Here is a 21,206-nt window from a genome sequence, read left to right as displayed (position 1 = left end):
GCTCGGCTCATGATTATGGACAGCAGCGCGCCGGTCCTCTGTGACCGCTGAACCGTGGACGACCTCCGCGGCAGCGGCCACCGTGCCCCAGACCCGCGCGCAGACCTCTCGCACCCGCGAGAGGTTTTTTCGTTTCCCGGCCCGAAATCATGCCGGAAACGGGCAGCGCGCGATGATGGGGGCAGTGGAGCCCGGGCTTCCGGAACCACTCATCCGACAGGAGTCAGATCAGCATGACGACGACAGAGGCGACTGCGCCGGCAGAGGCACTCGACGACAGCTTCCACGTCTTCGACACCACCCTGCGCGACGGTGCCCAGCGTGAGGGCATCAACCTCACGGTCGCGGACAAGCTGACCATCGCCCGGCACCTGGACGCGTTCGGAGTCGGCTTCATCGAGGGCGGCTGGCCCGGCGCCAACCCCCGGGACACCGAGTTCTTCGCCCGCGCCCGCGCCGAGATCGACTTCCGCCACGCCCAGCTGGTCGCCTTCGGCGCCACCCGACGCGCCGGGGGCTCCGCCGCCGCCGACCCGCAGGTGCGCGCCCTCCTGGAATCCGGCGCCCCGGTGATCACCCTCGTCGCCAAGTCCCACGACCGGCACGTCGAGCTCGCCCTGCGCACCACCCTGGACGAGAACCTGGAGATGGTCCGCGACACCGTCTCCCACCTGGTCGCCCAGGGCCGCCGCGTCTTCGTCGACTGCGAGCACTTCTTCGACGGCTACCGCGCCAACCCCGAGTACGCCAAGTCCGTCGTGCGCACCGCCCACGAGGCCGGCGCCGACGTGGTCGTCCTGTGCGACACCAACGGCGGCATGCTCCCCGCGCAGATCACCGCGGTCGTCTCCACCGTCCTCGCCGACACCGGCGCCCGCCTCGGCATCCACGCCCAGGACGACACCGGCTGCGCGGTCGCCAACACCCTCGCCGCCGTGGACGCGGGCGCCACGCACGTGCAGTGCACCGCGAACGGCTACGGCGAGCGCGTCGGCAACGCCAACCTCTTCCCCGTCGTCGCCGCACTGGAGATCAAGTACGGCCGCACGGTCCTCCCCGAGGGCGCGCTCGCCGAGATGACGCGGATCTCGCACGCCATCGCCGAGGTCGTCAACCTCACCCCCTCCACCCACCAGCCGTACGTCGGCGTCTCCGCCTTCGCGCACAAGGCGGGCCTGCACGCCTCGGCCATCAAGGTGGACCCGGACCTGTACCAGCACATCGACCCCGAGCGGGTCGGCAACACCATGCGGATGCTGGTCTCCGACATGGCCGGCCGCGCCTCCATCGAGCTCAAGGGCAGGGAGCTCGGCGTCGACCTCGGCGGGGACCGCGCGCTGATCTCCCGCGTGGTCGAGCGCGTCAAGGAGCGGGAGCTCGCGGGCTACACGTACGAGGCCGCCGACGCCTCCTTCGAGCTGCTGCTGCGCGCCGAGGCCGAGGGCCGGGCCCGCAAGTACTTCCGCGTGGAGTCCTGGCGCGCGATCGTCGAGGACCGCCCGGACGGCACCCACGCCAACGAGGCCACGGTCAAGCTGTGGGCCAAGGGCGAGCGCATCGTCGCCACGGCCGAGGGCAACGGCCCGGTCAACGCCCTGGACCGGGCGCTGCGCGTGGCCCTGGAGCGCTTCTACCCCCAGCTGGCCAAGTTCGAGCTGGTCGACTACAAGGTCCGCATCCTGGAGGGCAAGCACGGCACGGAGTCCACGACCCGCGTCCTGATCGCCACGACCGACGGCACCCGCGACTGGAACACGGTGGGCGTCGCCCCGAACGTCATCGCCGCCTCCTGGCAGGCCCTGGAGGACGCCTACACCTACGGCCTCCTCCACGCGGGCGTGGAACCGGCGGAGTAGCCCCGCGGCCGGACCGCTTATGTCCGGCTCACCCGGGGAAGTCCGGGTTCGGGTAGCGTCGTCATCATGAGGACGTGGCTCACATCCCGACGCGTGGGACCGGCGCTGGCCGGTCTGCTGCTGGCCCTGTCCCTGGGGGCGCTCGCCGGCGCCCCGCAGGCGGGCGCGGCCGGGGGCGGCCCCGCCGCCGTGGCCGAGGGGCTCAAGAAGGGCCCCGTCTACGTGGACCCCGGGGCCGCCGCCCAGCTGTCGCAGGGCCAGGCGGACGCCCTGGCCGCCAAGATCAAGGCGGCCGGCAAACCGCTCTTCGTCGCCGTGCTGCCCGCGACCCCCGCCTTCCCCGCCGACAGCGTGCTGCGCACGGTCCGCACCGAGACGGGCATCACCGGGCTCTACGCCATCCGGCTCGGCGACGGCTTCAACGCCGGGGCCGACCGGACCGTCATGCCCGGCAACGCCGTCCGCAACCTCACCGACGCGGTGAAGGCGGGCGGCCCGGTGGACGCGGCGACCCAGCTGAACAACTTCGTCGACCAGGCCCTCCCGCAGATGAAGGGACACGCCCCGGCCTCCTGGAGCGGCGGCGCCTCAGGCGGCGGCTCCTCCGCCGGAACCCTGATCACCCTCGGGGCGCTGGCCCTGGTGGGCGGCGGGGGCGGGTACCTGCTGGTCAAGCGGAACCGCAAGAGGCGGGAAGAGGCCCGGCGAGAGGCCATCGCCCGGCTGAGCGTGGTCGTCGACGAGGACATCACCGCCTTCGGCGAGGAACTCGACCGGCTGGACTTCCACCCCGGCGAGCCCGGCGCCGACGACGCCATGCGCCAGGACTACGCACGCGGGCTCGACTCCTACGAGCGGGCCAAACAGATCATGGCCTCGGTGCAGCGCCCCGAGGAGGTCCAGGGCGTGACCCAGGCGCTGGAGGACGGCCGGTACGCCCTGGCGTGCCTGGACGCGCGGCGGCGGGGCGAGCCCCTGCCCGAGCGGCGCGCGCCCTGCTTCTTCGACCCGCGCCACGGGCCGAGCACCGAGGACGCGCAGTGGGCCCCGCCCGGCGGGGCGCCGCGTACGGTGCCGGTCTGCGCGGCGGACGCGGTCCGGCTGCGGGACGGCCTGGACCCGGCGGTGCGCACCGTGGACACCCGGGAGGGTCCGCGCCCCTACTACGACGCCGGTCCGGCGTACGGTCCCTGGGCGGGCGGCTACTTCGGCGGCGGGATGCTGCCCGGGCTGCTGGTGGGGACCATGCTCGGGTCGATGATGTCCGGCCCTGCGTACGCCTCGGACTTCGGGGGTGGGATGGACGGGGGAGGGTTCGAGGGCGGAGACGTCTCGGGGGCCGATTTCAACCCGTCCGACTTCGGCGGCGGGGACTTCGGCGGCGGTGGCGGCTTCGACGGCGGGGGCGGCTTCTAGCCGCCCCCGGGGGCGCCGGTCAGCCCTGCTTGATCGCCGAGATGTCGAAGGTCAGCTTCACCTTGTCGCTGACCATCACGCCGCCGGCCTCCAGCGCGGCGTTCCAGGTCAGGCCCCAGTCGGAGCGCAGGATGTCCGCCGAGCCCTCGAAGCCGACGCGCTCGTTGCCGTACACGTCGGTGGCCGAGCCGGCGAACTCCAGGTCGATGGAGAGCGGGCGCGTGACGTCCTTGATGGTCAGGTCACCGGTGATGCGGTACGTGTCACCGCCCAGCGCGGCCGCCGAGGTAGAGCGGAAGGTCATCTTCGGGAAGGCGTCGGCGTCGAAGAAGTCGGAGCCGCGCAGGTGTGCGTCGCGGTCGGCGATGCCGGTGTCGACCGAGGCGATCTCCGCGTCGATGGCGGCCGTGGAGCGCGAGGGGTCGCTGCCGTCCAGGTGGAGGGTGCCCTCGTGACGGGTGAAGGAGCCGCGGACGTTGGTCACCATCGCGTGGCGCACGGTGAAGCCGATGCTGCTGTGGGCCGGGTCGATGACGTAGTCACCGGTGAGCGCGGCGAGCGCCGGGTCCACGGTGAGCGTGCCGGCCGTGCCCTCGACGGGGGCGGCGGCGGTGCGGGTGCGGCGGGAAGAGAAGAGAGCCATGACGTCCTCCTGGGAAGTCCCAAAGTGGTTCAACGTTCAACAAGAGATACGCTAGAGCCATTCCGTTCAAATTTCAACTACATCACCCGTTCGGACGTGGTTTTGTAGGACCCGCACAAAGGCTGGGTGTCCCCGCTGGGGGAGTCCCTGCATGGTCCGGCGGTTCTGTCCGGCCCGCACAGCCGAATGGGTCCGAGACTGTGCGGAACCAACGGAGGGTTTTCGCGGTCCGGCTTCGTAAGGTCAGTACATGACCGTTGTGGACCAGACTCCGAGCGAGCCGACGGACGCCCGCGGGCGCGTGGCCGAGCTGCACTCCCTCCGCGAGGAAGCCCGGCGCGGCCCGAGCGACCGCGCGACCGAGGCGCAGCACGCCAAGGGCAAGCTGACCGCCCGCGAGCGCATCGCGCTCCTGCTCGACGAAGGGTCCTTCCGGGAGGTCGAGCAGCTGCGCCGGCACCGGGCGACCGGCTTCGGCCTGGAGGCCAAGAAGCCCTACACCGACGGTGTCATCACCGGCTGGGGCACCGTCGAGGGCCGTACGGTCTTCGTCTACGCGCACGACTTCCGGATCTTCGGCGGCGCCCTGGGCGAGGCCCACGCCACCAAGATCCACAAGATCATGGACATGGCCATCGCGGCCGGTGCCCCGCTGGTCTCCCTCAACGACGGCGCCGGCGCCCGTATCCAGGAGGGCGTCTCCGCCCTCGCCGGCTACGGCGGCATCTTCCAGCGCAACACCAAGGCGTCGGGTGTCATCCCGCAGATCTCGGTCATGCTGGGCCCCTGCGCGGGCGGCGCCGCCTACTCCCCGGCGCTGACGGACTTCGTGTTCATGGTCCGCGACACCTCGCAGATGTTCATCACCGGCCCCGACGTCGTCCGCGCCGTCACCGGTGAGGAGATCACCCAGAACGGCCTCGGCGGCGCCGACGTGCACGCCGAGACCTCCGGCGTCGCGCACTTCGCGTACGACGACGAGGAGACCTGCATCGCCGAGGTCCGCTACCTCATCACGATGCTCCCCTCCAACAACCGCGAGAACCCCCCGGTCCACGAGAACACCGACCCGGTCGACCGGCGCTCGGACGTGCTGCTGGACCTGGTCCCCGCCGACGGCAACCGCCCGTACGACATGCTCAAGGTCATCGAGGAGCTCGTCGACGACGGCGACGTCCTGGAGGTCCACGAGCGCTGGGCCCGCAACATCATCTGCGCCCTGGCCCGCCTCGACGGCCAGGTCGTCGGCATCATCGCCAACCAGCCCGGCCACCTCGCCGGTGTCCTGGACATCCACGCCTCCGAGAAGGCCGCGCGCTTCGTCCAGATGTGCGACGCCTTCAACATCCCGATCGTCACCCTCCTGGACGTCCCCGGCTTCCTGCCCGGCGTCGACCAGGAGCACGGTGGCATCATCCGCCACGGCGCCAAGCTGCTGTACGCGTACTGCAACGCCACCGTCCCGCGGATCTCCCTGATCCTGCGCAAGGCGTACGGCGGCGCGTACATCGTCATGGACTCCCAGTCCATCGGCGCCGACCTCACCTACGCCTGGCCCACCAACGAGATCGCCGTCATGGGCGCGGAGGGCGCGGCCAACGTGATCTTCCGCAAGCAGATCGCCGACGCCGAGGACCCCGAGGCCATGCGCGCCCGGATGGTCAAGGAGTACAAGGCCGAGCTGATGCACCCCTACTACGCGGCCGAGCGCGGCCTCGTGGACGACGTCATCGACCCCGCCGAGACCCGCGGGGTGCTCGTCAGCGCCCTGGCGATGCTCCGCACCAAGCACGCCGACCTGCCGTCCCGCAAGCACGGCAACCCGCCGCAGTAACAAGCTGAGGAGACCTGCCGACGATGACCACCGACACCCTGCTGAAGGTCGAGAAGGGCAACGCCGCGCCCGAGGAGCTGGCCGCGATCACCGCGATCCTGCTCGCCCGCGCTGCGGCCACGCCCGCGGAGGCCGCCCCCACCCGCCGCTCCACCGCCGGCTGGCGCCGGCTGGAGCGCAGCCGGGGCTTCCAGGCCCCGCACAGCTGGCAGGGCTGAGCAGCAGCGCACGTCCGAAGGCCCCGCACCGTCCCCGACGGTGCGGGGCCTTCGCCGTGCCGCGCGCCACCGCGCCCGGCGGGTGAGCCGGCCGTCCGGGGTACGGCGAAGGCCCCCGTGCCAGGGCACGGGGGCCTTTCGGGGTTCCGCTGCGCTTACCGGAGCCGTGCCATGAGGGCGTGTTCGACGAGGGTGATGAGTGCGCTCTTGGCGTCCGCGCGGTGGCGGGCGTCGGTGGTGATGATGGGGGCGTCGGGGCCGATCTGGAGGGCCTCGCGGACTTCTTCGGGGGTGTAGGGCTGGTGTCCGTCGAAGCCGTTGAGGGCGATGACGAAGGGCAGGCCGCTGTTCTCGAAGTAGTCGACGGCGGGGAAGCAGTCGGCGAGGCGGCGGGTGTCGACGAGGACGACGGCGCCGATGGCGCCGCGGACGAGGTCGTCCCACATGAACCAGAAGCGGTCCTGTCCGGGGGTGCCGAACAGGTACAGGATGAGGTCCTGGTCCAGGGTGATGCGGCCGAAGTCCATGGCGACCGTGGTGGTCGTCTTGTCACCGGTGTGGGTGAGGTCGTCGATGCCGGCCGAGGCGCTGGTCATGACGGCTTCGGTGCGCAGGGGGTTGATCTCGGAGACCGCGCCGACGAACGTGGTCTTGCCCACGCCGAAGCCGCCCGCCACCACGATCTTCGCGGAGGTGGTGGAGCGAGCCGCTCCGCCGTTAGAGCTTGCGAAGTCCACTGAGCACCCTTTCGAGCAGTGTCACATCTGGCTGGCCGCCGGCAGACTCGTCGCCGCCGGGCTGGTGAATGGCGACAAGGCCCGCCTCCGCCAGGTCGGCGACGAGGATGCGGGCGACACCAAGAGGAATGGAGAGAAGTGCCGAGATCTCCGCTACGGATTTGATCTCCTGGCACAGGCGGCAGATGCGCTGGTGCTCGGGCAACTGCCCTTGCAGCCGCGCGGGATCCGCCGTGGTACTGACCAGCGCCTCGATGGCGAGCTGGTAGCGCGGCCGGGTCCGGCCGCCGGTCATCGCGTACGGGCGCACCAGCGGGTTGTGCGCCTTCGGAGCCTGCGGCTGCGAAGCCCCGGGGGGCTGCTGCGGAAGCCGGTGGGGCGCCTGGGGCTGGGGCTGCTGGGGCTGGCCGTACGGCTGTTGCGCGTAGGGGTTGTGCTCCGGCATGGGCCGGCTGGGAGCGGAGGGGAAGTTGAATCGGTTCTGGTCGTGCCCACCCTGCGGCTGCTGGCCGCCATAAGGATGTCCTCCGGGTGTTGTCACGTTTCCTCCTCCGACTCCGAGAACGCAGTACTCCCTGTGGAACCGCGCCACCGCACCCTACGGTGCGATGACGCGAAACGCACTGCTTGTTTGCTAGTTGAGAAGGCTGCCTTGCAGCTCCGCGCGCAGGTCCGGGGTGAGGACGTTGCCGGCGCGGTCCACCAGGAGAGCCATCTCGTAACCGACGAGACCGATGTCGCACTCGGGGTGCGCGAGCACCGCGAGCGAGGATCCGTCGGACACCGACATGAGGAAGAGGAAACCACGGTCCATCTCCACCACGGTCTGGTTGACGGCGCCGCCCTCGAAGATGCGGGAGGCTCCGGCGGTCAGCGAGGTCAGACCGGAGGCCACGGCCGCCAGCTGATCGGCGCGGTCGCGCGGGAATCCGTCGGACATCGCCAGCAGAAGGCCGTCGGCGGAGACCACCACCGTGTGGGACACCCCAGGGGTGTTGTCCACGAAGTTGGTGATCAACCAGTTCAGGTTCTGCGCCGCCTGGCTCATCGCGCTCACACTAACGCTCCTGGTCATAGCTGTTACTTGACTGCTCGGAACCCGCGCTGCGTCCCTGCTGGACACCGCGGCGCAGGTTGCTCAACCTGCCGCGTACGTCCTCCGGGGCGCGGGAGACCTGGGGGCCGCCCTGCGGGGTCGTCTCCGCAGCACCCTCGACCAGGTTGGCCTTGGGCACCCGCCGAGGGAGACCGGACGAGGTGACCCCGCCCGCCTTCGGCTCACGGAGCTTGCCGGCCTGCTGCCAGCGCTCGTCGTTCGTCGAACGCCAGCCCGAGCCGGCCGGCTCGTCCGCCGGGGCCCCCTCCGGCTCGGCGGGCTGCTGCTGTCGCTGCGGCCGCTCGTCGAAGAGGGAACCGGTGGGCTCCGTTTCCTTCCGGTCCGAACCCCACTGCTGCTGGCTGCCACGTCGCGGCAGGCCCGCTCCGGTCAACGCGTGACCGTTGTCGGCAGCGGCGCCCGGACGGTCGAAGCCTACGCGGTCCAGGGCCGGTTCGGGAGCGGCCGGGGGTTCCGATTCGGTCCCGTAGCCCTCCTGGTAGGACTCCGCATAGGTGTTCTGCTCGGGCCACCCGGCCTGCGGGGACTGCTCAGCGTAACCGCCGTCGTACGCCTGTGCGGCCTGCTGCTGGTCCTGATACCCGGCTTCCGGATAGGCGTAACCCTGCTCCGGGTACGCCTCGTAGGACTGCTGCTGGGCCTGCTCCTCGTAGGGAGCCTCGTAACCCTGTACGGACTGCGTGGACGGCTGTTCGTACTCCTGGTACGGCTGGTACGCGTGCTCCGGCTGGGGCTCCGGATAGCCGTCGGGGGAGTACTGCTGCTCGGGCTGCTGCCCCTGGTCCTGCCCGAAGTTGAGCTGCGCCTCCAGGGCGGCCCGGCGCTCCTCGCGGCCCAGGGACCGCACGACCGGGTCCAGCGGCTTCTCCTCGCCGCCCTGGGCCTCGTAGCGGGAGTCGTCGAAGCCGAGCTCGGCCGCGGTGCGCAGCGGGGCGGCCTGCTGGGCCTGCTGCTCGGGGATGATCGAGGAGACGGTGAAGTCGTCGTCCGGGATGCCCTCGCCGCCACCACCATGGGTGATCGCGTCCGGGAGCATGACCAGCGAGGTCGTGCCCGCCTGCTCGCCCGAGGGGCGCAGCTGCACACGGATGCTGTGGCGGTCCGCCAGCCGGCCGACCACGAACAGGCCCATGCGCTGGGAGATCGCGGCGTCCACGGTCGGCGGGTTGGCCAGCTTGTGGTTGATGTCCGCGAAGTCCTCGGCGGTGAGACCGATGCCCTTGTCGTGGATCTCGATCATCACGCGGCCGTCGGGCAGACGCGTGGCGTTGACCCGGACCTTGGTCTGGGGGGAGGAGAACGTGGTGGCGTTCTCCAGCAGCTCGGCGAGCAGGTGCACGAGGTCGGTCACGGCCTGGCCGTGGATCTCGGCCTCGGAGACGCCCGAGAGCTCGATGCGTTCGTACTGCTCCACCTCGGAGGAGGCGGCGCGCAGCACGTCGACGAGGGGCACCGGCTGGTCCCAGCGGCGGCCCGGGTTCTCACCCGCGAGGATGAGGAGGTTCTCACCGTTGCGACGCATACGGGTGGCCAGGTGGTCCAGGCGGAAGAGGTTCTCCAGCTGGTCCGGGTCGGCCTCGTTGTTCTCCAGGTCGGTGATGAGGGTCAGCTGGCCCTCGATCAGCGACTGGTTGCGCATGGAGAGGTTGGTGAAGATCGCGTTGACGTTGCCCCGCAGGAGCGCCTGCTCGGCGGCGAGCCGGACCGCTTCCCGGTGGACCTGGTCGAAGGCGCGGGCGACCTCGCCGATCTCGTCCTGGGAGTTGATCGGGATCGGCTCGACGCGGGTGTCGACCTTGCCCGGGTCGGTGCGCGAGAGCTGGTCGACGAGCATCGGCAGGCGCTGCTCGGCGACCTCGAAGGCGGAGGTGCGCAGGCGCAGCATCGCGCGGCTCATCTGGCGGGCCATCAGCGCGGCCAGGATGAAGGCGGCGAGGAGGGCCACGACCACGATGGCGCCGGTCAGGATGGCGTCGCGCTGGGCCTCGTCGGAGACCGTGACGGTGTCCTGGACGGCCTTCTCCAGGAGCTCCTTCTCGACCTCGGCGTAGCCGTCGAACTTGGCGGTGGCGGCCTGCTGCCACGCCTGGGGGGTGACACCGTTGAGCGCGAGCTTGGCGGGCTTGTCGCCGCCGGCTATCTGCTCGGTCATGGCGGTCAGGATGGAGCCGTTGACCGGGGCCGGGACCTTGAAGGGCGTTCCGGCCTGCTCTGCGGCCTGCTTGGCCTGCGCGAGCTTGGCGGCGCCCTCCTGGGACTTCTTGGCCATGACCTCCTGGAGGCGCTTGGTGTCCTCCTCGGTACCGGCGGCGACGTACTCGCCGGCCGCGATCTCCTCCAGGTAGGCGTAGGAGGAGAAGGCGACGAGCTGGCCCTTGCGGACGCTCTCGTCCTCGTTCGGACGGACCAGCAGGTGCGTGCCGATGGAGCGCTGGAGGGAGTTGGCCGCCTTGGCCAGCTCGATCGCGTAGACCATGCGGCCGTAGCTGGTGACGTTTCCGGTGCCCAGGCCCAGTTCGTTGGAGAACTGCATCAGGTAGTGCTGGACCAGTACGTAGCCCTCCTCCGTCGGCACGGGGCCGCCCGAGGGGGGGTTCTGGCTCTTCTTCGCGGTCTCCGGGACGGCGTAGGCCGTCTTGCGGACCTGCTCCAGCTTGGGCTCCTCCTGGCGGAAGAGCTCCAGACGCCGCTCCAGGCCCTGCTTCTTGGGCATGTCCTTCACGGCCGCGGCGAACTTGTTCTTAGCCGCGTCGGTGGCCGCGTACGCCTTGGTGACGGCCTCGTTGGAGCGGTCGCCCTTCAGGAGGGGCTCGGCGCTGAGGTCACGCTCGTTGAGGAGGGCCTGGCCGTATTCGGCCGCCGCCTGGACGATACGGACGGTCTTCTCGGCGTCCTTCGCCTCGTTCCAGGTGTCGATCGAGCCCTTCACCTGGAACCCGCCCATGACCAGTCCGACGAGGACGGGCACGAGCAGGATGGCGTTCAGACGCGTCGGCACACGCCAGTTGCGGGGGGACAGCTTGCTGGTGCTGCCGCCGCCCGCCGGTGGTTCCAGGGGCACGTCGACGGGCGACGCCGCCGCGCGCGGCGGCGGGGTGAAGTTGCCGCGCGCGGGTTCATCCGCGGTACTCGACGAGTTGCTTCGCCTCACTCGACCAACAACCTCTCGGCGGTGCTACTAGCTAGTTCGTTGAATTCCAGCACGATGAAGCGTCGTGTTCCAAACAGTTGAAATTGGCCATTCCAAGAGACTTACGTCCCACATAAACCGGACATAAAGAGCGAGCTGCGGCAAAAACGGAGCCAATTGTTCGCACAGCGGCACCGGGTGACCGCGCGCCGTGTCCAGCCGGGGGTCAATTCTCTGTCGAAACGTTATGAACGCCGGAGGCGGGCCGTGTTCTACGACACAGCCCGCCTCCGCCCGTCACCCGGGGAACAGCTGTTACTTCAGCCGTGCCATGAGGGCGTGTTCGACGAGGGTGATGAGTGCGCTCTTGGCGTCCCCGCGATGACGGGCATCGGTGGTGATGATGGGGGCGTCGGGGCCGATCTGGAGGGCCTCGCGGACTTCTTCGGGGGTGTAGGGCTGGTGTCCGTCGAAGCCGTTGAGGGCGATGACGAAGGGCAGGCCGCTGTTCTCGAAGTAGTCGACGGCGGGGAAGCAGTCGGCGAGGCGGCGGGTGTCGACGAGGACGACGGCGCCGATGGCGCCGCGGACGAGGTCGTCCCACATGAACCAGAAGCGGTCCTGTCCGGGGGTGCCGAACAGGTACAGGATGAGGTCCTGGTCCAGGGTGATGCGGCCGAAGTCCATGGCGACCGTGGTGGTCGTCTTGTCACCGGTGTGGGTGAGGTCGTCGATGCCGGCCGAGGCGCTGGTCATGACGGCTTCGGTGCGCAGGGGGTTGATCTCGGAGACCGCGCCGACGAACGTGGTCTTGCCCACGCCGAAGCCGCCCGCCACCACGATCTTCGCGGAGGTGGTGGAGCGAGCGGCACCGCCGTTAGAGCTTGCGAAGTCCACTGAGCACCCTTTCGAGCAGCGTTACGTCCGGCGTTCCGCCGGCCTCTCCATTGCCCGGCTGGTGGATCGCCACCATGCCGGCCTCCGCCAGGTCGGCGACGAGGATGCGGGCCACACCGAGCGGCATGGACAGCAGGGCGGAGACCTCCGCGACCGACTTCACCTCGCGGCACAGGGTGCAGATGCGCTGGTGCTCCGGCAGCAGGCCGGACAGGTGCATCGGATCGGCCGTGGTGCTGACCAGCGCCTCGATGGCGAGCTGGTAGCGCGGCCGGGTCCGGCCGCCGGTCATCGCGTACGGACGTACCAGCGGCTGGTCGCCTTCCGAGTACGGGTCTCCGTACGCATCGGGGTAGGCGGGGGGCGGGGTCATTGATCCTCCGGGCTGGACAGCAGTGGTCAGCGTGCCGTCTGACGGGGCGGCCGGTGGGGGGGGACATGATGACGGCCTTCGGGGGTACTGGGGTTCCGGGACGGCGGTCCCGGTCCTCCCGGCCGGAAGTACCGTCCGGCTGGGAGGAGGGGGTTGTCAGGTGAGCAGGCTTCCCTGGAGTTCCGCGCGCAGGTCCGGGGTGAGGACGTTGCCGGCGCGGTCCACCAGGAGGGCCATCTCGTAGCCGACGAGGCCGATGTCGCACTCGGGGTGCGCCAGGACGGCCAGCGAGGACCCGTCGGAGACGGACATGAGGAAGAGGAACCCCCGGTCCATCTCCACCACGGTCTGGTTGACGGCGCCGCCCTCGAAGATCCGGGAGGCCCCGGCGGTCAGCGAGGTCAGACCGGAGGCCACGGCCGCCAGCTGATCGGCGCGGTCACGGGGGAACCCTTCGGACATGGCCAGAAGGAGTCCGTCGGCGGAGACCACCACGGTGTGGGACACCCCAGGGGTGTTGTCCACGAAGTTGGTGATCAACCAGTTCAGGTTCTGTGCCGCCTGGCTCATCGAGCTCAACTATCGCTCCTGCTGGTAAGTGGGGTCGATGGGGTAGCTGCCGGTCGCCGGGCCGGAACCGCCGGCCTGCCGTCCCTGCTGGATACCGCGTCGGAGGTTGGTGAGACGGCCGCGCACGTCGTCCGGGGCGCGCGAGACCTGCGGCCCGGCCGGGGCCTCGGCCTGCTGCTGGGCGGCGGTACCGGCGACGAGGTTGGCCTTCGGTACCCGCCGGGGGAGCCCCGAGGTGGTGATCCCGCCGGCGGCGGGCTGGCGCACGCGCTCGGCCTGGCGCATCAGCTCGTCGTTGGGGGAGGGCCGCCAGCTGACCGTCGGCGTGCTGCCGGTGACCGCGGTGGCGGGCTCGGCGGCGAACTCCTGTCCCCGCTGCTGCTGGGGGGCCGGCGTCTGCTGGGGCTGCTGCGGAACGCCCGGCGCCTGCCCGGCGGACCGGCCGCCGTGCTGGCCGGACCAGTTCGACTCCAGCGTATCGAAGATCGGACTGCGCGCCTCACCACCGGACTGCGCCGGGGCCGGCGGCAGCGCCTCCGGCTGGTACGCCTGCGGCAGCTGCGGGGCTTCCGGACGCGCCGCCGGCACGGGTGCGGGGGCGTAGCCGCCGGACTGCCGGTCGGTGTAGCCGCCGGCGCCCGGGCCGCCCGGGCGGGCGAACTGGCCCGTCGAGGACGGGTCGAGGGGGCCGCCCAGCTGCGGGCGCTCGAACTGCCCGGTGGCGGACGGGTCCTGGGGACCGCGCAGGTCGGGGCGCTCGAACTGGCCGGTCGTGGAGTGCGCCGGGTGGCCGCCCTGCGGCGGCGGCGCGTTGAAGTCCGGGCGGGCGAACTCCGCCGTCGAACCGGGGCCCGACAGCTCGTCGTGGCCGCGCGGGGCCTCCTGCCCGGCCTGCCCGGCGCCCCAGCTGGTGCCCTGCGGCATCGCGGCCGGACCGCCCGCGCCCGGAAGCTCCGGACGGCCGGTGGCGCCGCCCTGCGGCGGAAGCTGCGGACGCCGCCGCTTGACCGGGGTTCCGGGAGCCGCCTGCTGCTGCGGACCGGATCCCTGCCCGGGCTGCTGCGGGACGGAGCCGGGCCCACCCTGGGGCTGCGGACGCTCGAAGCCGCTGCCCTGGGGCGGGAACACACCCGGGCCGGTGGCCTGGGGCACGCCCGCGGGACGGGCGTGCGGGCCGCTGAAGAGGTTGTTGTCCTGGCGGCCCGGAACACCGGCGGGGCCGCCCTGGCCGCGGCCGGACTGCGGAGCACCGCCGCCGAAGCCGCCCTGGCCCTGCGCCTGGCCCGTCGCACCGGCGGGACCGCCCTGCGGACGGGGACCCTGGCCCTGCGGACGCTGCTGCGGAGCCCCGGCGGGGCCGCCGCCCTGGCCCGGGAGGGCGGGACGCTGGGCGCCGCCGCCGACCTGGCCGCGCTGCTGGCCCGCGCCCACGGGGGGACGCGCGCCGGCGCCGGGCACCGCGCCCTGGCCGCCGGGAGCACCCTGGCCGCCCGGGGCACCGGCCTGGCCGCCCTGGCCCGCCGCCGGACCCGGCTTCTTGCCGCCCTGGGCGACATCCACCGGAAGCATGACGAGCGCGGTCGTACCGCCCGAGTCGGACGGGCGCAGCTGGATGCGGATGCCGTGTCGCAGGGACAGGCGGCCGACCACGAACAGACCCATGCGGCGGGAGACGGAGACGTCCACGGTGGGCGGCGACGCGAGCCGCTCGTTGATCGCGGCGAGGTCCTCGGGGGACAGGCCGATACCGGTGTCGTGGATCTCGACCAGCACCCGGCCGTCGGGCAGCGCGTGGCCGGTGACCTTGACCTTCGTCTGCGGGGAGGAGAACGAGGTGGCGTTCTCCAGCAGCTCGGCGAGCAGGTGCACGAGGTCGTTGACGACGCGGCCGGCGACATCGGTGCCGGGCACCGCCGCCAGCTCGATGCGCTCGTACTGCTCCACCTCGGACGCGGCGGCGCGGAGCACGTCGACGAGCGGGACGGGGCGGGTCCACCGGCGGCCCGGCTCCTCACCCGCGAGGACGAGGAGGTTCTCACCGTTACGCCGCATGCGGGTGGCGAGGTGGTCGAGCTTGAAGAGCGAGGAGAGCTGGTCCGGGTCGGCCTCGCGCGACTCCAGTTCGGAGATGAGCGAGAGCTGACGCTGGATGAGGCCCTGGGAGCGGCGCGAGAGGTTGGTGAACATCGCGTTGACGTTGCCTCGCAGGAGGGCCTGCTCGGCGGCGAGGCGGACGGCCTCGCGGTGCACGTCGTCGAAGGCCGCGGCCACCTGGCCGATCTCGTCGCGGGTGTGCAGGCCGACGGACTCCACGGAGGTGTCCACGTCGTGCGGGTCCGACTCCGAGAGCTGCTTGACGATCTCGGGCAGGCGGTCCTGGGCGACGCGCGTCGCGGTGTCCTGGAGGCGGCGCAGCGAGCGGATCATGGACCGGGCCATGACGAAGGCGCCGACGAGGGAGACGCCGAGGACGAGGAGGATCAGGGCACCGTTGATGATGGCGTCCTGCTGCGACTCGTTCTTGAGCTCGCGGGCCTTCTGCTCCATGTCCTCGAGCAGGGTCAGCTCGATGACCTTCATGGCCTGGAGCTTGGTGTCGTCGGCGTCGTACCAGTCCATCCAGGACCGGTTCTTCTCCTTGAGGAACTGTCCCTGGGTGCTCAGGACGCGGCGGGCGTAGTGGTCGGCGGCGCCGATCTCGGTGTTGCCGTCGCCGAGCGCCGCGAGGAGCTCCTCGGGCTTGCCCTGGTAGACGAGTTCGAAGGTCTTCTTCGCCTGGCTCTCACCGCGGAGCGCGGAGAGGCCGTAGAGGCGGTCGTTCTCGTCCAGCTTGCCCGGCTTGTCGTTGCTCTCCAGGAGCGAGGCGGCGATGACGGCGCGCTGGATGGAGGCGTACTCCTTGGCGGAGGAGAACGCGGCCAGGGCGCGGGTGCGCTTGATCATCTCCGGGTTGGAGGTGGCCTGGGCCATGTCCTGCGACAGCGAGAGCAGCGAGACGATCAGCGCGTTGTACTCGGTGACCGTCTGCTGGGCGCCGTTCATGTACGCCTTTTTGCGGATGTCGTCGATGCCCGTGAGCTGGCGGCCGATCTGCAGGATGTTGTTGCGGATCGACTTGAGCGTCTCGTCCTTGTCCTCCGCGCTGTCGACCTTGTCGGTCGCGGCGTTGAAGGCCTTGGCGGCGGCGTCGGTCTGGTCGCGGACACCCTGGACGAGGCTGTTGGCCTTGCCGTCCTTGGTGATCGACATCGGACCGGCCGACTTGTCCCGCTCCTCCTGGAGCATGGCGGCCAGGTTGGTGGCCTGCCGGGTCATCGTCGTCAGCAGCTGCATGTGCTCCAGCTGGGCGATGTCGTTGAGCGAGTCGTTGATGCGGAAGCCACCGAGGGTGGTGGCCGCGACGACGGGAAGGGTCAGCAGCGACACCAGTCGCGTGCTGATGCGCCAGTTCTGCATCGCGAGACGCGAACCCGCGCTGGGGGCCTTGGGTATCGCCTCGTCCTGCTCGACGGTCTCGGCCGGAGCCTTGCCCTTGGAGCGGCCGCCGCCCTTGGGCGCCTTGCCGGACTTCCCGCGGCCCTTGGCCTTGCCCGCGGGGGCCGGGCCGGAGCCCGCCCCTTCGGGTGCCGGGCCGCGGCCCGGGGCGTGCTGGGGCGGGGCGCCACGGTCGGTCCCGCCGAGCGGCTCCTGCTCCGCCGCAGCGTCCCCTCGGCCCTGAAGGGCCTGGGGAGACCCCTTGCCATCCCTCTTGAATCGTCCCTGCACTAGCGTCGCAACCTCTGGACCAGGCGCTCCGCCGGATGAGCGGCGGAACGGTGTCGAGTCGTGGGGCACTGACGGCCCCATGGTGGTCGTCGGTGACCGGCGCGTCTCCCTGTCGATGCCACCGCGCTCGGCGCTCTCTTGCGCCACCTGCGCGCCGGCTGATACCCGCGGCGGTCCCGCGAATTCCAGCACAGTGGGGGATCTCCAACAAGGTGCGCGTGCCGCCCCGGCGAGCCGGTCACTTCCGGTGACAGTCGGGCTACGCGACGTGGAAGTCCAATGCGGAGGAATCGGACTTACGCCAATCAAAGCTCGCGCCTGGCAAGGTGTCCCAGTCGAGATGATCAGGAGCGGAATGGCGCATTCAGTGGCGCAATGTCCGTTTCTGGGGCCTCAATTGACTGCCAGTTATGTCCGTATTGCCTGCTCGCTCGTGAGCAAACTCACATGCTCGGGGCGATAGTCGGGCGGTTCAGCCGGGGATTCGGATGTTTAGCCTTGCCTGTTCAAGGGTTGGCGCCACACCCGGCGCAGCAGACGACCCCCACCCCACCAGCGAGCCGAGGGCCCGAAACTCCGATGAAGACGACGTCGATGATCCGCAACATAGCCAACCCCCGCCGCACCACCCTCGCGCACCTCAAGGACGCCGAGGAGCTGCAGGCGGCGCCGGCCACCCCGGAGCACCGCGTCGAGCTGCCCACCCAGACCGCGAACCCGCGCCGCACCGTCCTCATGGACGCCCCGGTCGCCGCCGCGCAGTAATAAGGAGCGCGAAGCGTCCGCCCCCGTCGCGTTAGCCTGGAGTCCGCAGACTCCAGCCAGCGGAAACACAAAGAGGGGCAGACGCAGCAGGTGCGCATCGCCAGGTTCTCGATCGACGGCAACGTCGCGTTCGGCGCGGTCGAGGGCAACAGTGCCCCCGGCGCCGAAGGCGAGCTCGTCCTCGACATCATCAAGGGCATCCCGTTCGCGGACTTCGAGCTCTCCGGCACGAAGGTCCCGCTGAGCAAGGTCCGGCTGCTGCCGCCCGTGCTCCCGAACAAGGTCGTGGCCGTCGGCCGCAACTACGCGGAGCACGCGGCGGAGCTCGGCAACGCCATCGTCGACGATCAGGGCCGCCCCGCGGCCCCCCTCACCTTCTTCAAGCCCTCCACCTCGGTGGTCGGCTCCGGCGACCCGATCGTCTACCCCTCCTTCTCCCAGGACCTCCACCACGAGGCGGAGCTCGCCGTGGTCATCGGCCGCATGTGCCGCGAGGTCCCCAAGGAGCGCGTCAAGGACGTCATCCTCGGCTACACCTGCGCCAACGACGTCACCGCCCGCGACGTCCAGCAGCGCGAGAAGCAGTGGGCCCGCGCCAAGGGCTTCGACAGCGCCTGCCCCCTCGGCCCCTGGATCGAGACCGACCTCGACCCGTCCGACCTGGCGATCCAGTGCACCGTCAACGGCGAACAGCGCCAGCTCGGCCGCACCAGCGACATGGTCCGCTCCATCGAGGACCTGGTCGTGCACATCAGCGAGGCCATGACGCTGCTCCCGGGCGACGTCATCCTCACGGGGACCCCGGCCGGAGTCGGCCCCCTCAACGTCGGCGACGAGGTCGCCGTCACCATCGAAGGCATCGGCACTCTCACCAACAGGGTGATCAAGCGTGGCTAACGCGAACGTCCGCGTACGTTTCTGTCCCTCCCCGACCGGCAACCCCCACGTGGGCCTGGTCCGCACCGCCCTCTTCAACTGGGCGTTCGCCCGCCACCACGGCGGTACGTTCGTCTTCCGCATCGAGGACACGGACGCGGCCCGCGACTCCGAGGAGTCCTACCTCCAGCTCCTCGACTCGCTGCGCTGGCTCGGCTTCACCTGGGACGAGGGCCCCGAGGTCGGCGGCCCGCACGCCCCCTACCGGCAGTCCGAGCGCATGGACATCTACAAGGACGTCGCGCGGAAGCTCCAGGACGGCGGCTACGCCTACCCGTGCTACTGCACCACCGAGGAGCTCGACACCCGCCGCGACGCCGCCCGCGCCGCCGGCCGGCCCTCCGGCTACGACGGCCACTGCCGCGAGCTGACCGCCGAGCAGGTCGCCGCGTACGAGGCCGAGGGCCGGACCTCCATCGTCCGCTTCCGGATGCCCGACGAGACCATCACCTTCACGGACCTGGTCCGCGGCGAGCTCTCCTTCACCCCGGAGAACGTGCCGGACTTCGGCATCGTCCGCGCGAACGGCGCCCCGCTGTACACGCTGGTCAACCCGGTCGACGACGCGCTGATGGAGATCACCCACGTCCTGCGCGGCGAGGACCTGCTCTCCTCCACCCCCCGCCAGATCGCGCTCTACAAGGCGCTGATCGAGCTGGGCGTCGCCAAGGGCACCCCCCAGTTCGGCCACCTGCCGTACGTGATGGGCGAGGGCAACAAGAAGCTCTCCAAGCGCGACCCCGAGTCCTCGCTCAACCTCTACCGCGAGCGCGGCTTCCTCCCCGAGGGCCTGCTGAACTACCTCTCGCTCCTCGGCTGGTCCTTCTCCAAGGACCAGGACATCTTCTCGATCGAGGAGATGGTGGCGAAGTTCGACATCGACGGCGTCAACGCCAACCCGGCCCGCTTCGACCTCAAGAAGGCCGAGGCGATCAACGCCGACCACATCCGCCGGCTGACCCCGAAGGCGTTCGCGGACGCCTGCGCCCCCTGGCTGGAGGCCCCGCACGCCAACTGGGCGCCCGAGGACTTCGACGCCGACGCCTGGGAGCGGATCGCCCCGTACGCCCAGACCCGGGTGACCGTCCTCTCGGACATCACCGCGAACGTGGACTTCCTCTTCCGGAAGGAGCCCGTCGAGGACCAGGCGTCCTGGGACAAGGCCATGAAGGGCGAGCCCGCGGCCCTGCTGACCACCGCCCGCGAGAACCTCCTCACCGCCGACTGGTCGGACCCGGAGTCCCTCAAGCAGGCCGTCCTGACCGCCGGCGAGGCTCACGGCCTCAAGCTCGGCAAGGCCCAGGCGCCGGTCCGCGTGGCCGTCACCGGGCGCACCGTCGGCCTGCCGCTCTTCGAGTCCCTGGAGATCCTGGGCAAGGAGCGCTCGATCGCACGCATCGACGCGGCCCTGGCGAAGCTCGCCGCCTGACCCGCGCCCTCGCCGGAGGGGCGGCAGCCGATCCGGCTGCCGCCCCTCCGGCGTTCCCGGCGCGGCCGCCGGCACGTAGGCTCGCCGGTATGCCGATCCGCGCCGTGCTGTGGGACATCGACGACACCCTCTTCGACTACACGGGGGCCGACACCGCCGGACTGGCGCGCCACCTGTGCGAGGAGGGGCTCGGCGAGCGCTACGGGAGCCCGGCCGAGGCCCTGGCCCTGTGGCGGCGGTACACGCAGCGGCACTGGGACCGCTTCTCCGCCGGCGAGGTCACCTTCCAGGGGCAGCGCCAGGACCGGGTGCGCGACTTCCTCGGGCGGCCCGCCCTGAGCGCCGACGAGGCCGACGCCTGGTTCGAGCGGTACGTCGCCCACTACCGGGCCGCCTGGGCCCTCTTCCCGGACGTCCTGCCCGTCCTCGACGCCCTGGCCGGCCGCTACCGCCACGGCGTGCTGTCCAACTCCTCCGTCGCCAGCCAGGACCCCAAGCTGCGCCACCTCGGCCTGCGCGACCGCTTCGAGGTACTGGTGTGCGCCGCCGAGCTGGGGGTCAGCAAGCCCGAGACCGCCGCCTTCCTCGCCGCGTGCGCGCAGCTCGGGCTGCCTCCGCGCGAGGTGGCGTACGTAGGTGACCAGCCGGAGATCGACGCGCGGGGCGCGCGCGACGCGGGGCTGACCGCCGTCTGGCTCGACCGGGACGGGGGCCGGGGGCCGGGCCCCGGGGGCGTACACCGGATCGAGGGACTCGAACACCTCCCGGCGCTGCTGGCCGGTGATACCCGTTTTGGAGCACGGTCAGGCATCCGGTAATGTTCTTTCTGCGCCGCCGGGGCGGGCCGAGAGGCCGGAAACCGAGGCGCAGACCAAACGGAAGGGCCCCAGGGTCTTGAAGTTCGGTGGGCTATAGTGTAATTGGCAACACGAGGGTTTCTGGTTCCCTTATTCTAGGTTCGAGTCCTGGTAGCCCAGCGCAGTGCAGCAGTAACGCAGTGCTAATGCCCCCGTTGTGTAGCGGCCTAGCACGCCGCCCTCTCAAGGCGGTAGCGCCGGTTCGAATCCGGTCGGGGGTACAGATCCTTCCCGCGGGATCTCCAGGGTCGCTCCCGGAGGTCTTGATGCAGGATCGCTAGGGCCCCCGTTGTGTAGCGGCCTAGCACGCCGCCCTCTCAAGGCGGTAGCGCCGGTTCGAATCCGGTCGGGGGTACCAGGTCTGGCTGGTCTAGACCATTGGGCTATAGTGTAATTGGCAACACGAGGGTTTCTGGTTCCCTTATTCTAGGTTCGAGTCCTGGTAGCCCAGCGCAGTACCGCAGTAAAGCTAGCCCCCGTTGTGTAGCGGCCTAGCACGCCGCCCTCTCAAGGCGGTAGCGCCGGTTCGAATCCGGTCGGGGGTACATCAGGAGAGGCCCTCCGCGATCATCGCGGAGGGCCTCTTCGCCGTTCCCGGCCCGTTGCCTCCCGGGCACAAATACGGGCCCGGGGGCGCGAGTTCGGACGTGTGCGGCGTCGTAC

17 protein-coding genes and 5 tRNA genes are annotated in these 21,206 nt (G+C 70.8%); 13 read left to right on the top strand and 9 right to left on the bottom strand.

The window, feature by feature from the left end; translation table 11 throughout:
• Nucleotides 1–233 precede the first annotated feature (233 nt).
• Together cimA and ABZ716_RS00820 are read left to right on the top strand one after the other, a co-directional pair.
• Entirely contained in the window at nt 234–1,856 is a 1,623-nt protein-coding gene (gene cimA / locus ABZ716_RS00825; protein ID WP_358955514.1) for a citramalate synthase, read from the top strand.
• A gap of 66 nt (nt 1,857–1,922) precedes the next feature.
• The gene (locus ABZ716_RS00820) at nt 1,923–3,272 is read left to right on the top strand and encodes a hypothetical protein (protein ID WP_358955512.1); all 1,350 of its coding nucleotides are present in this window, start codon (nt 1,923–1,925) and stop codon (nt 3,270–3,272) included.
• A 19-nt stretch (nt 3,273–3,291) separates the two neighbouring features.
• Here the strand turns inward: ABZ716_RS00820 and ABZ716_RS00815 are convergent, their stop codons facing one another.
• Nucleotides 3,292–3,915 carry a YceI family protein gene (locus ABZ716_RS00815; protein WP_358955509.1) on the bottom strand — a complete coding sequence of 208 codons (624 nt, stop codon included), beginning with the start codon at nt 3,913–3,915 and terminating at the stop codon, nt 3,292–3,294.
• Between the two features lie 250 nt (nt 3,916–4,165).
• Between ABZ716_RS00815 and ABZ716_RS00810 the strand changes: the two genes are divergently transcribed.
• Nucleotides 4,166–5,749, top strand: coding sequence for an acyl-CoA carboxylase subunit beta (locus ABZ716_RS00810; protein ID WP_351884198.1), 1,584 nt, complete (start codon nt 4,166–4,168; stop codon nt 5,747–5,749).
• A 23-nt stretch (nt 5,750–5,772) separates the two neighbouring features.
• On the top strand, nt 5,773–5,967 hold the full coding sequence (locus ABZ716_RS00805; RefSeq protein WP_351884196.1) for an acyl-CoA carboxylase subunit epsilon: 195 nt from the start codon (nt 5,773–5,775) through the stop codon (nt 5,965–5,967).
• Between the two features lie 155 nt (nt 5,968–6,122).
• Here the strand turns inward: ABZ716_RS00805 and ABZ716_RS00800 are convergent, their stop codons facing one another.
• The 8 genes from ABZ716_RS00800 to ABZ716_RS00765 form a co-directional block, all read right to left on the bottom strand.
• On the bottom strand, nt 6,123–6,704 hold the full coding sequence (locus tag ABZ716_RS00800) for an ATP/GTP-binding protein (RefSeq protein ID WP_037792108.1): 582 nt from the start codon (nt 6,702–6,704) through the stop codon (nt 6,123–6,125).
• Complete coding sequence (locus ABZ716_RS00795) at nt 6,685–7,245, bottom strand: DUF742 domain-containing protein (protein ID WP_358814808.1); 561 nt, start codon at nt 7,243–7,245, stop codon at nt 6,685–6,687. The genes ABZ716_RS00800 and ABZ716_RS00795 overlap by 20 nt, the downstream gene beginning before the upstream one ends.
• Before the next feature lie 93 nt (nt 7,246–7,338).
• Entirely contained in the window at nt 7,339–7,752 is a 414-nt protein-coding gene (locus ABZ716_RS00790; RefSeq protein ID WP_079431971.1) for a roadblock/LC7 domain-containing protein, read from the bottom strand.
• A gap of 10 nt (nt 7,753–7,762) precedes the next feature.
• Entirely contained in the window at nt 7,763–10,972 is a 3,210-nt protein-coding gene (locus tag ABZ716_RS00785) for a nitrate- and nitrite sensing domain-containing protein (protein ID WP_358955506.1), read from the bottom strand.
• A gap of 294 nt (nt 10,973–11,266) precedes the next feature.
• Nucleotides 11,267–11,848: an ATP/GTP-binding protein gene (locus tag ABZ716_RS00780; protein ID WP_079429943.1), complete on the bottom strand. Its 582-nt coding sequence runs from the start codon at nt 11,846–11,848 to the stop codon at nt 11,267–11,269.
• Nucleotides 11,829–12,221 carry a DUF742 domain-containing protein gene (locus tag ABZ716_RS00775; protein ID WP_351884186.1) on the bottom strand — a complete coding sequence of 131 codons (393 nt, stop codon included), beginning with the start codon at nt 12,219–12,221 and terminating at the stop codon, nt 11,829–11,831. Before ABZ716_RS00775 ends, ABZ716_RS00780 begins: the two co-directional genes overlap by 20 nt.
• Before the next feature lie 156 nt (nt 12,222–12,377).
• The gene (locus ABZ716_RS00770) at nt 12,378–12,791 is read right to left on the bottom strand and encodes a roadblock/LC7 domain-containing protein (protein ID WP_042820501.1); all 414 of its coding nucleotides are present in this window, start codon (nt 12,789–12,791) and stop codon (nt 12,378–12,380) included.
• 9 nt (nt 12,792–12,800) lie between these two features.
• Nucleotides 12,801–16,556, bottom strand: coding sequence for a nitrate- and nitrite sensing domain-containing protein (locus tag ABZ716_RS00765; protein ID WP_358812234.1), 3,756 nt, complete (start codon nt 16,554–16,556; stop codon nt 12,801–12,803).
• A gap of 579 nt (nt 16,557–17,135) precedes the next feature.
• Here ABZ716_RS00765 and ABZ716_RS00760 point away from each other — a divergent pair.
• From ABZ716_RS00760 to ABZ716_RS00720, 9 genes are all read left to right on the top strand, one after another.
• Nucleotides 17,136–17,321 (top strand): hypothetical protein, encoded by a 186-nt coding sequence (locus ABZ716_RS00760; RefSeq protein ID WP_351884180.1) that lies wholly within the window; start codon nt 17,136–17,138, stop codon nt 17,319–17,321.
• Nucleotides 17,322–17,411: 90 nt separating this feature from the next.
• Entirely contained in the window at nt 17,412–18,218 is an 807-nt protein-coding gene (locus ABZ716_RS00755; protein WP_358955503.1) for a fumarylacetoacetate hydrolase family protein, read from the top strand.
• The gene (gene gltX / locus ABZ716_RS00750) at nt 18,211–19,686 is read left to right on the top strand and encodes a glutamate--tRNA ligase (RefSeq protein ID WP_358812236.1); all 1,476 of its coding nucleotides are present in this window, start codon (nt 18,211–18,213) and stop codon (nt 19,684–19,686) included. The genes ABZ716_RS00755 and gltX overlap by 8 nt, the downstream gene beginning before the upstream one ends.
• An 89-nt stretch (nt 19,687–19,775) precedes the next feature.
• On the top strand, nt 19,776–20,504 hold the full coding sequence (locus tag ABZ716_RS00745) for an HAD family hydrolase (RefSeq protein WP_358812237.1): 729 nt from the start codon (nt 19,776–19,778) through the stop codon (nt 20,502–20,504).
• Between the two features lie 87 nt (nt 20,505–20,591).
• Nucleotides 20,592–20,663, top strand: a tRNA-Gln gene (locus ABZ716_RS00740).
• Between the two features lie 28 nt (nt 20,664–20,691).
• Nucleotides 20,692–20,764 (top strand) — tRNA-Glu (locus ABZ716_RS00735).
• Between the two features lie 61 nt (nt 20,765–20,825).
• A tRNA-Glu gene (locus tag ABZ716_RS00730) sits at nt 20,826–20,901 on the top strand.
• A gap of 21 nt (nt 20,902–20,922) precedes the next feature.
• Nucleotides 20,923–20,994: transfer RNA gene (locus tag ABZ716_RS00725), tRNA-Gln, on the top strand.
• Nucleotides 20,995–21,015: 21 nt separating this feature from the next.
• A tRNA-Glu gene (locus ABZ716_RS00720) sits at nt 21,016–21,088 on the top strand.
• Nucleotides 21,089–21,206: the final 118 nt, after the last annotated feature.

The sequence above is a fragment of the Streptomyces sp. NPDC006687 genome (assembly GCF_040636215.1).
In the GTDB taxonomy this organism is placed as follows: Bacteria; Actinomycetota; Actinomycetes; order Streptomycetales; family Streptomycetaceae; genus Streptomyces.
This window is presented reverse-complemented; position numbering and strand designations above follow the sequence as displayed.

Coding starts and splice junctions, on each gene's coding strand:
- ABZ716_RS00820 (WP_358955512.1), top strand. CDS start 1,923: ATGAGGACGTGGCTCACATCCCGACGCGTGGGACCGGCGCTGGCCGGT.
- ABZ716_RS00745 (WP_358812237.1), top strand. CDS start 19,776: ATGCCGATCCGCGCCGTGCTGTGGGACATCGACGACACCCTCTTCGAC.
- ABZ716_RS00760 (WP_351884180.1), top strand. CDS start 17,136: ATGAAGACGACGTCGATGATCCGCAACATAGCCAACCCCCGCCGCACC.
- ABZ716_RS00805 (WP_351884196.1), top strand. CDS start 5,773: ATGACCACCGACACCCTGCTGAAGGTCGAGAAGGGCAACGCCGCGCCC.
- ABZ716_RS00790 (WP_079431971.1), bottom strand. CDS start 7,752: ATGAGCCAGGCGGCGCAGAACCTGAACTGGTTGATCACCAACTTCGTG.
- ABZ716_RS00775 (WP_351884186.1), bottom strand. CDS start 12,221: ATGACCCCGCCCCCCGCCTACCCCGATGCGTACGGAGACCCGTACTCG.
- ABZ716_RS00815 (WP_358955509.1), bottom strand. CDS start 3,915: ATGGCTCTCTTCTCTTCCCGCCGCACCCGCACCGCCGCCGCCCCCGTC.
- ABZ716_RS00810 (WP_351884198.1), top strand. CDS start 4,166: ATGACCGTTGTGGACCAGACTCCGAGCGAGCCGACGGACGCCCGCGGG.
- ABZ716_RS00770 (WP_042820501.1), bottom strand. CDS start 12,791: ATGAGCCAGGCGGCACAGAACCTGAACTGGTTGATCACCAACTTCGTG.
- cimA (WP_358955514.1), top strand. CDS start 234: ATGACGACGACAGAGGCGACTGCGCCGGCAGAGGCACTCGACGACAGC.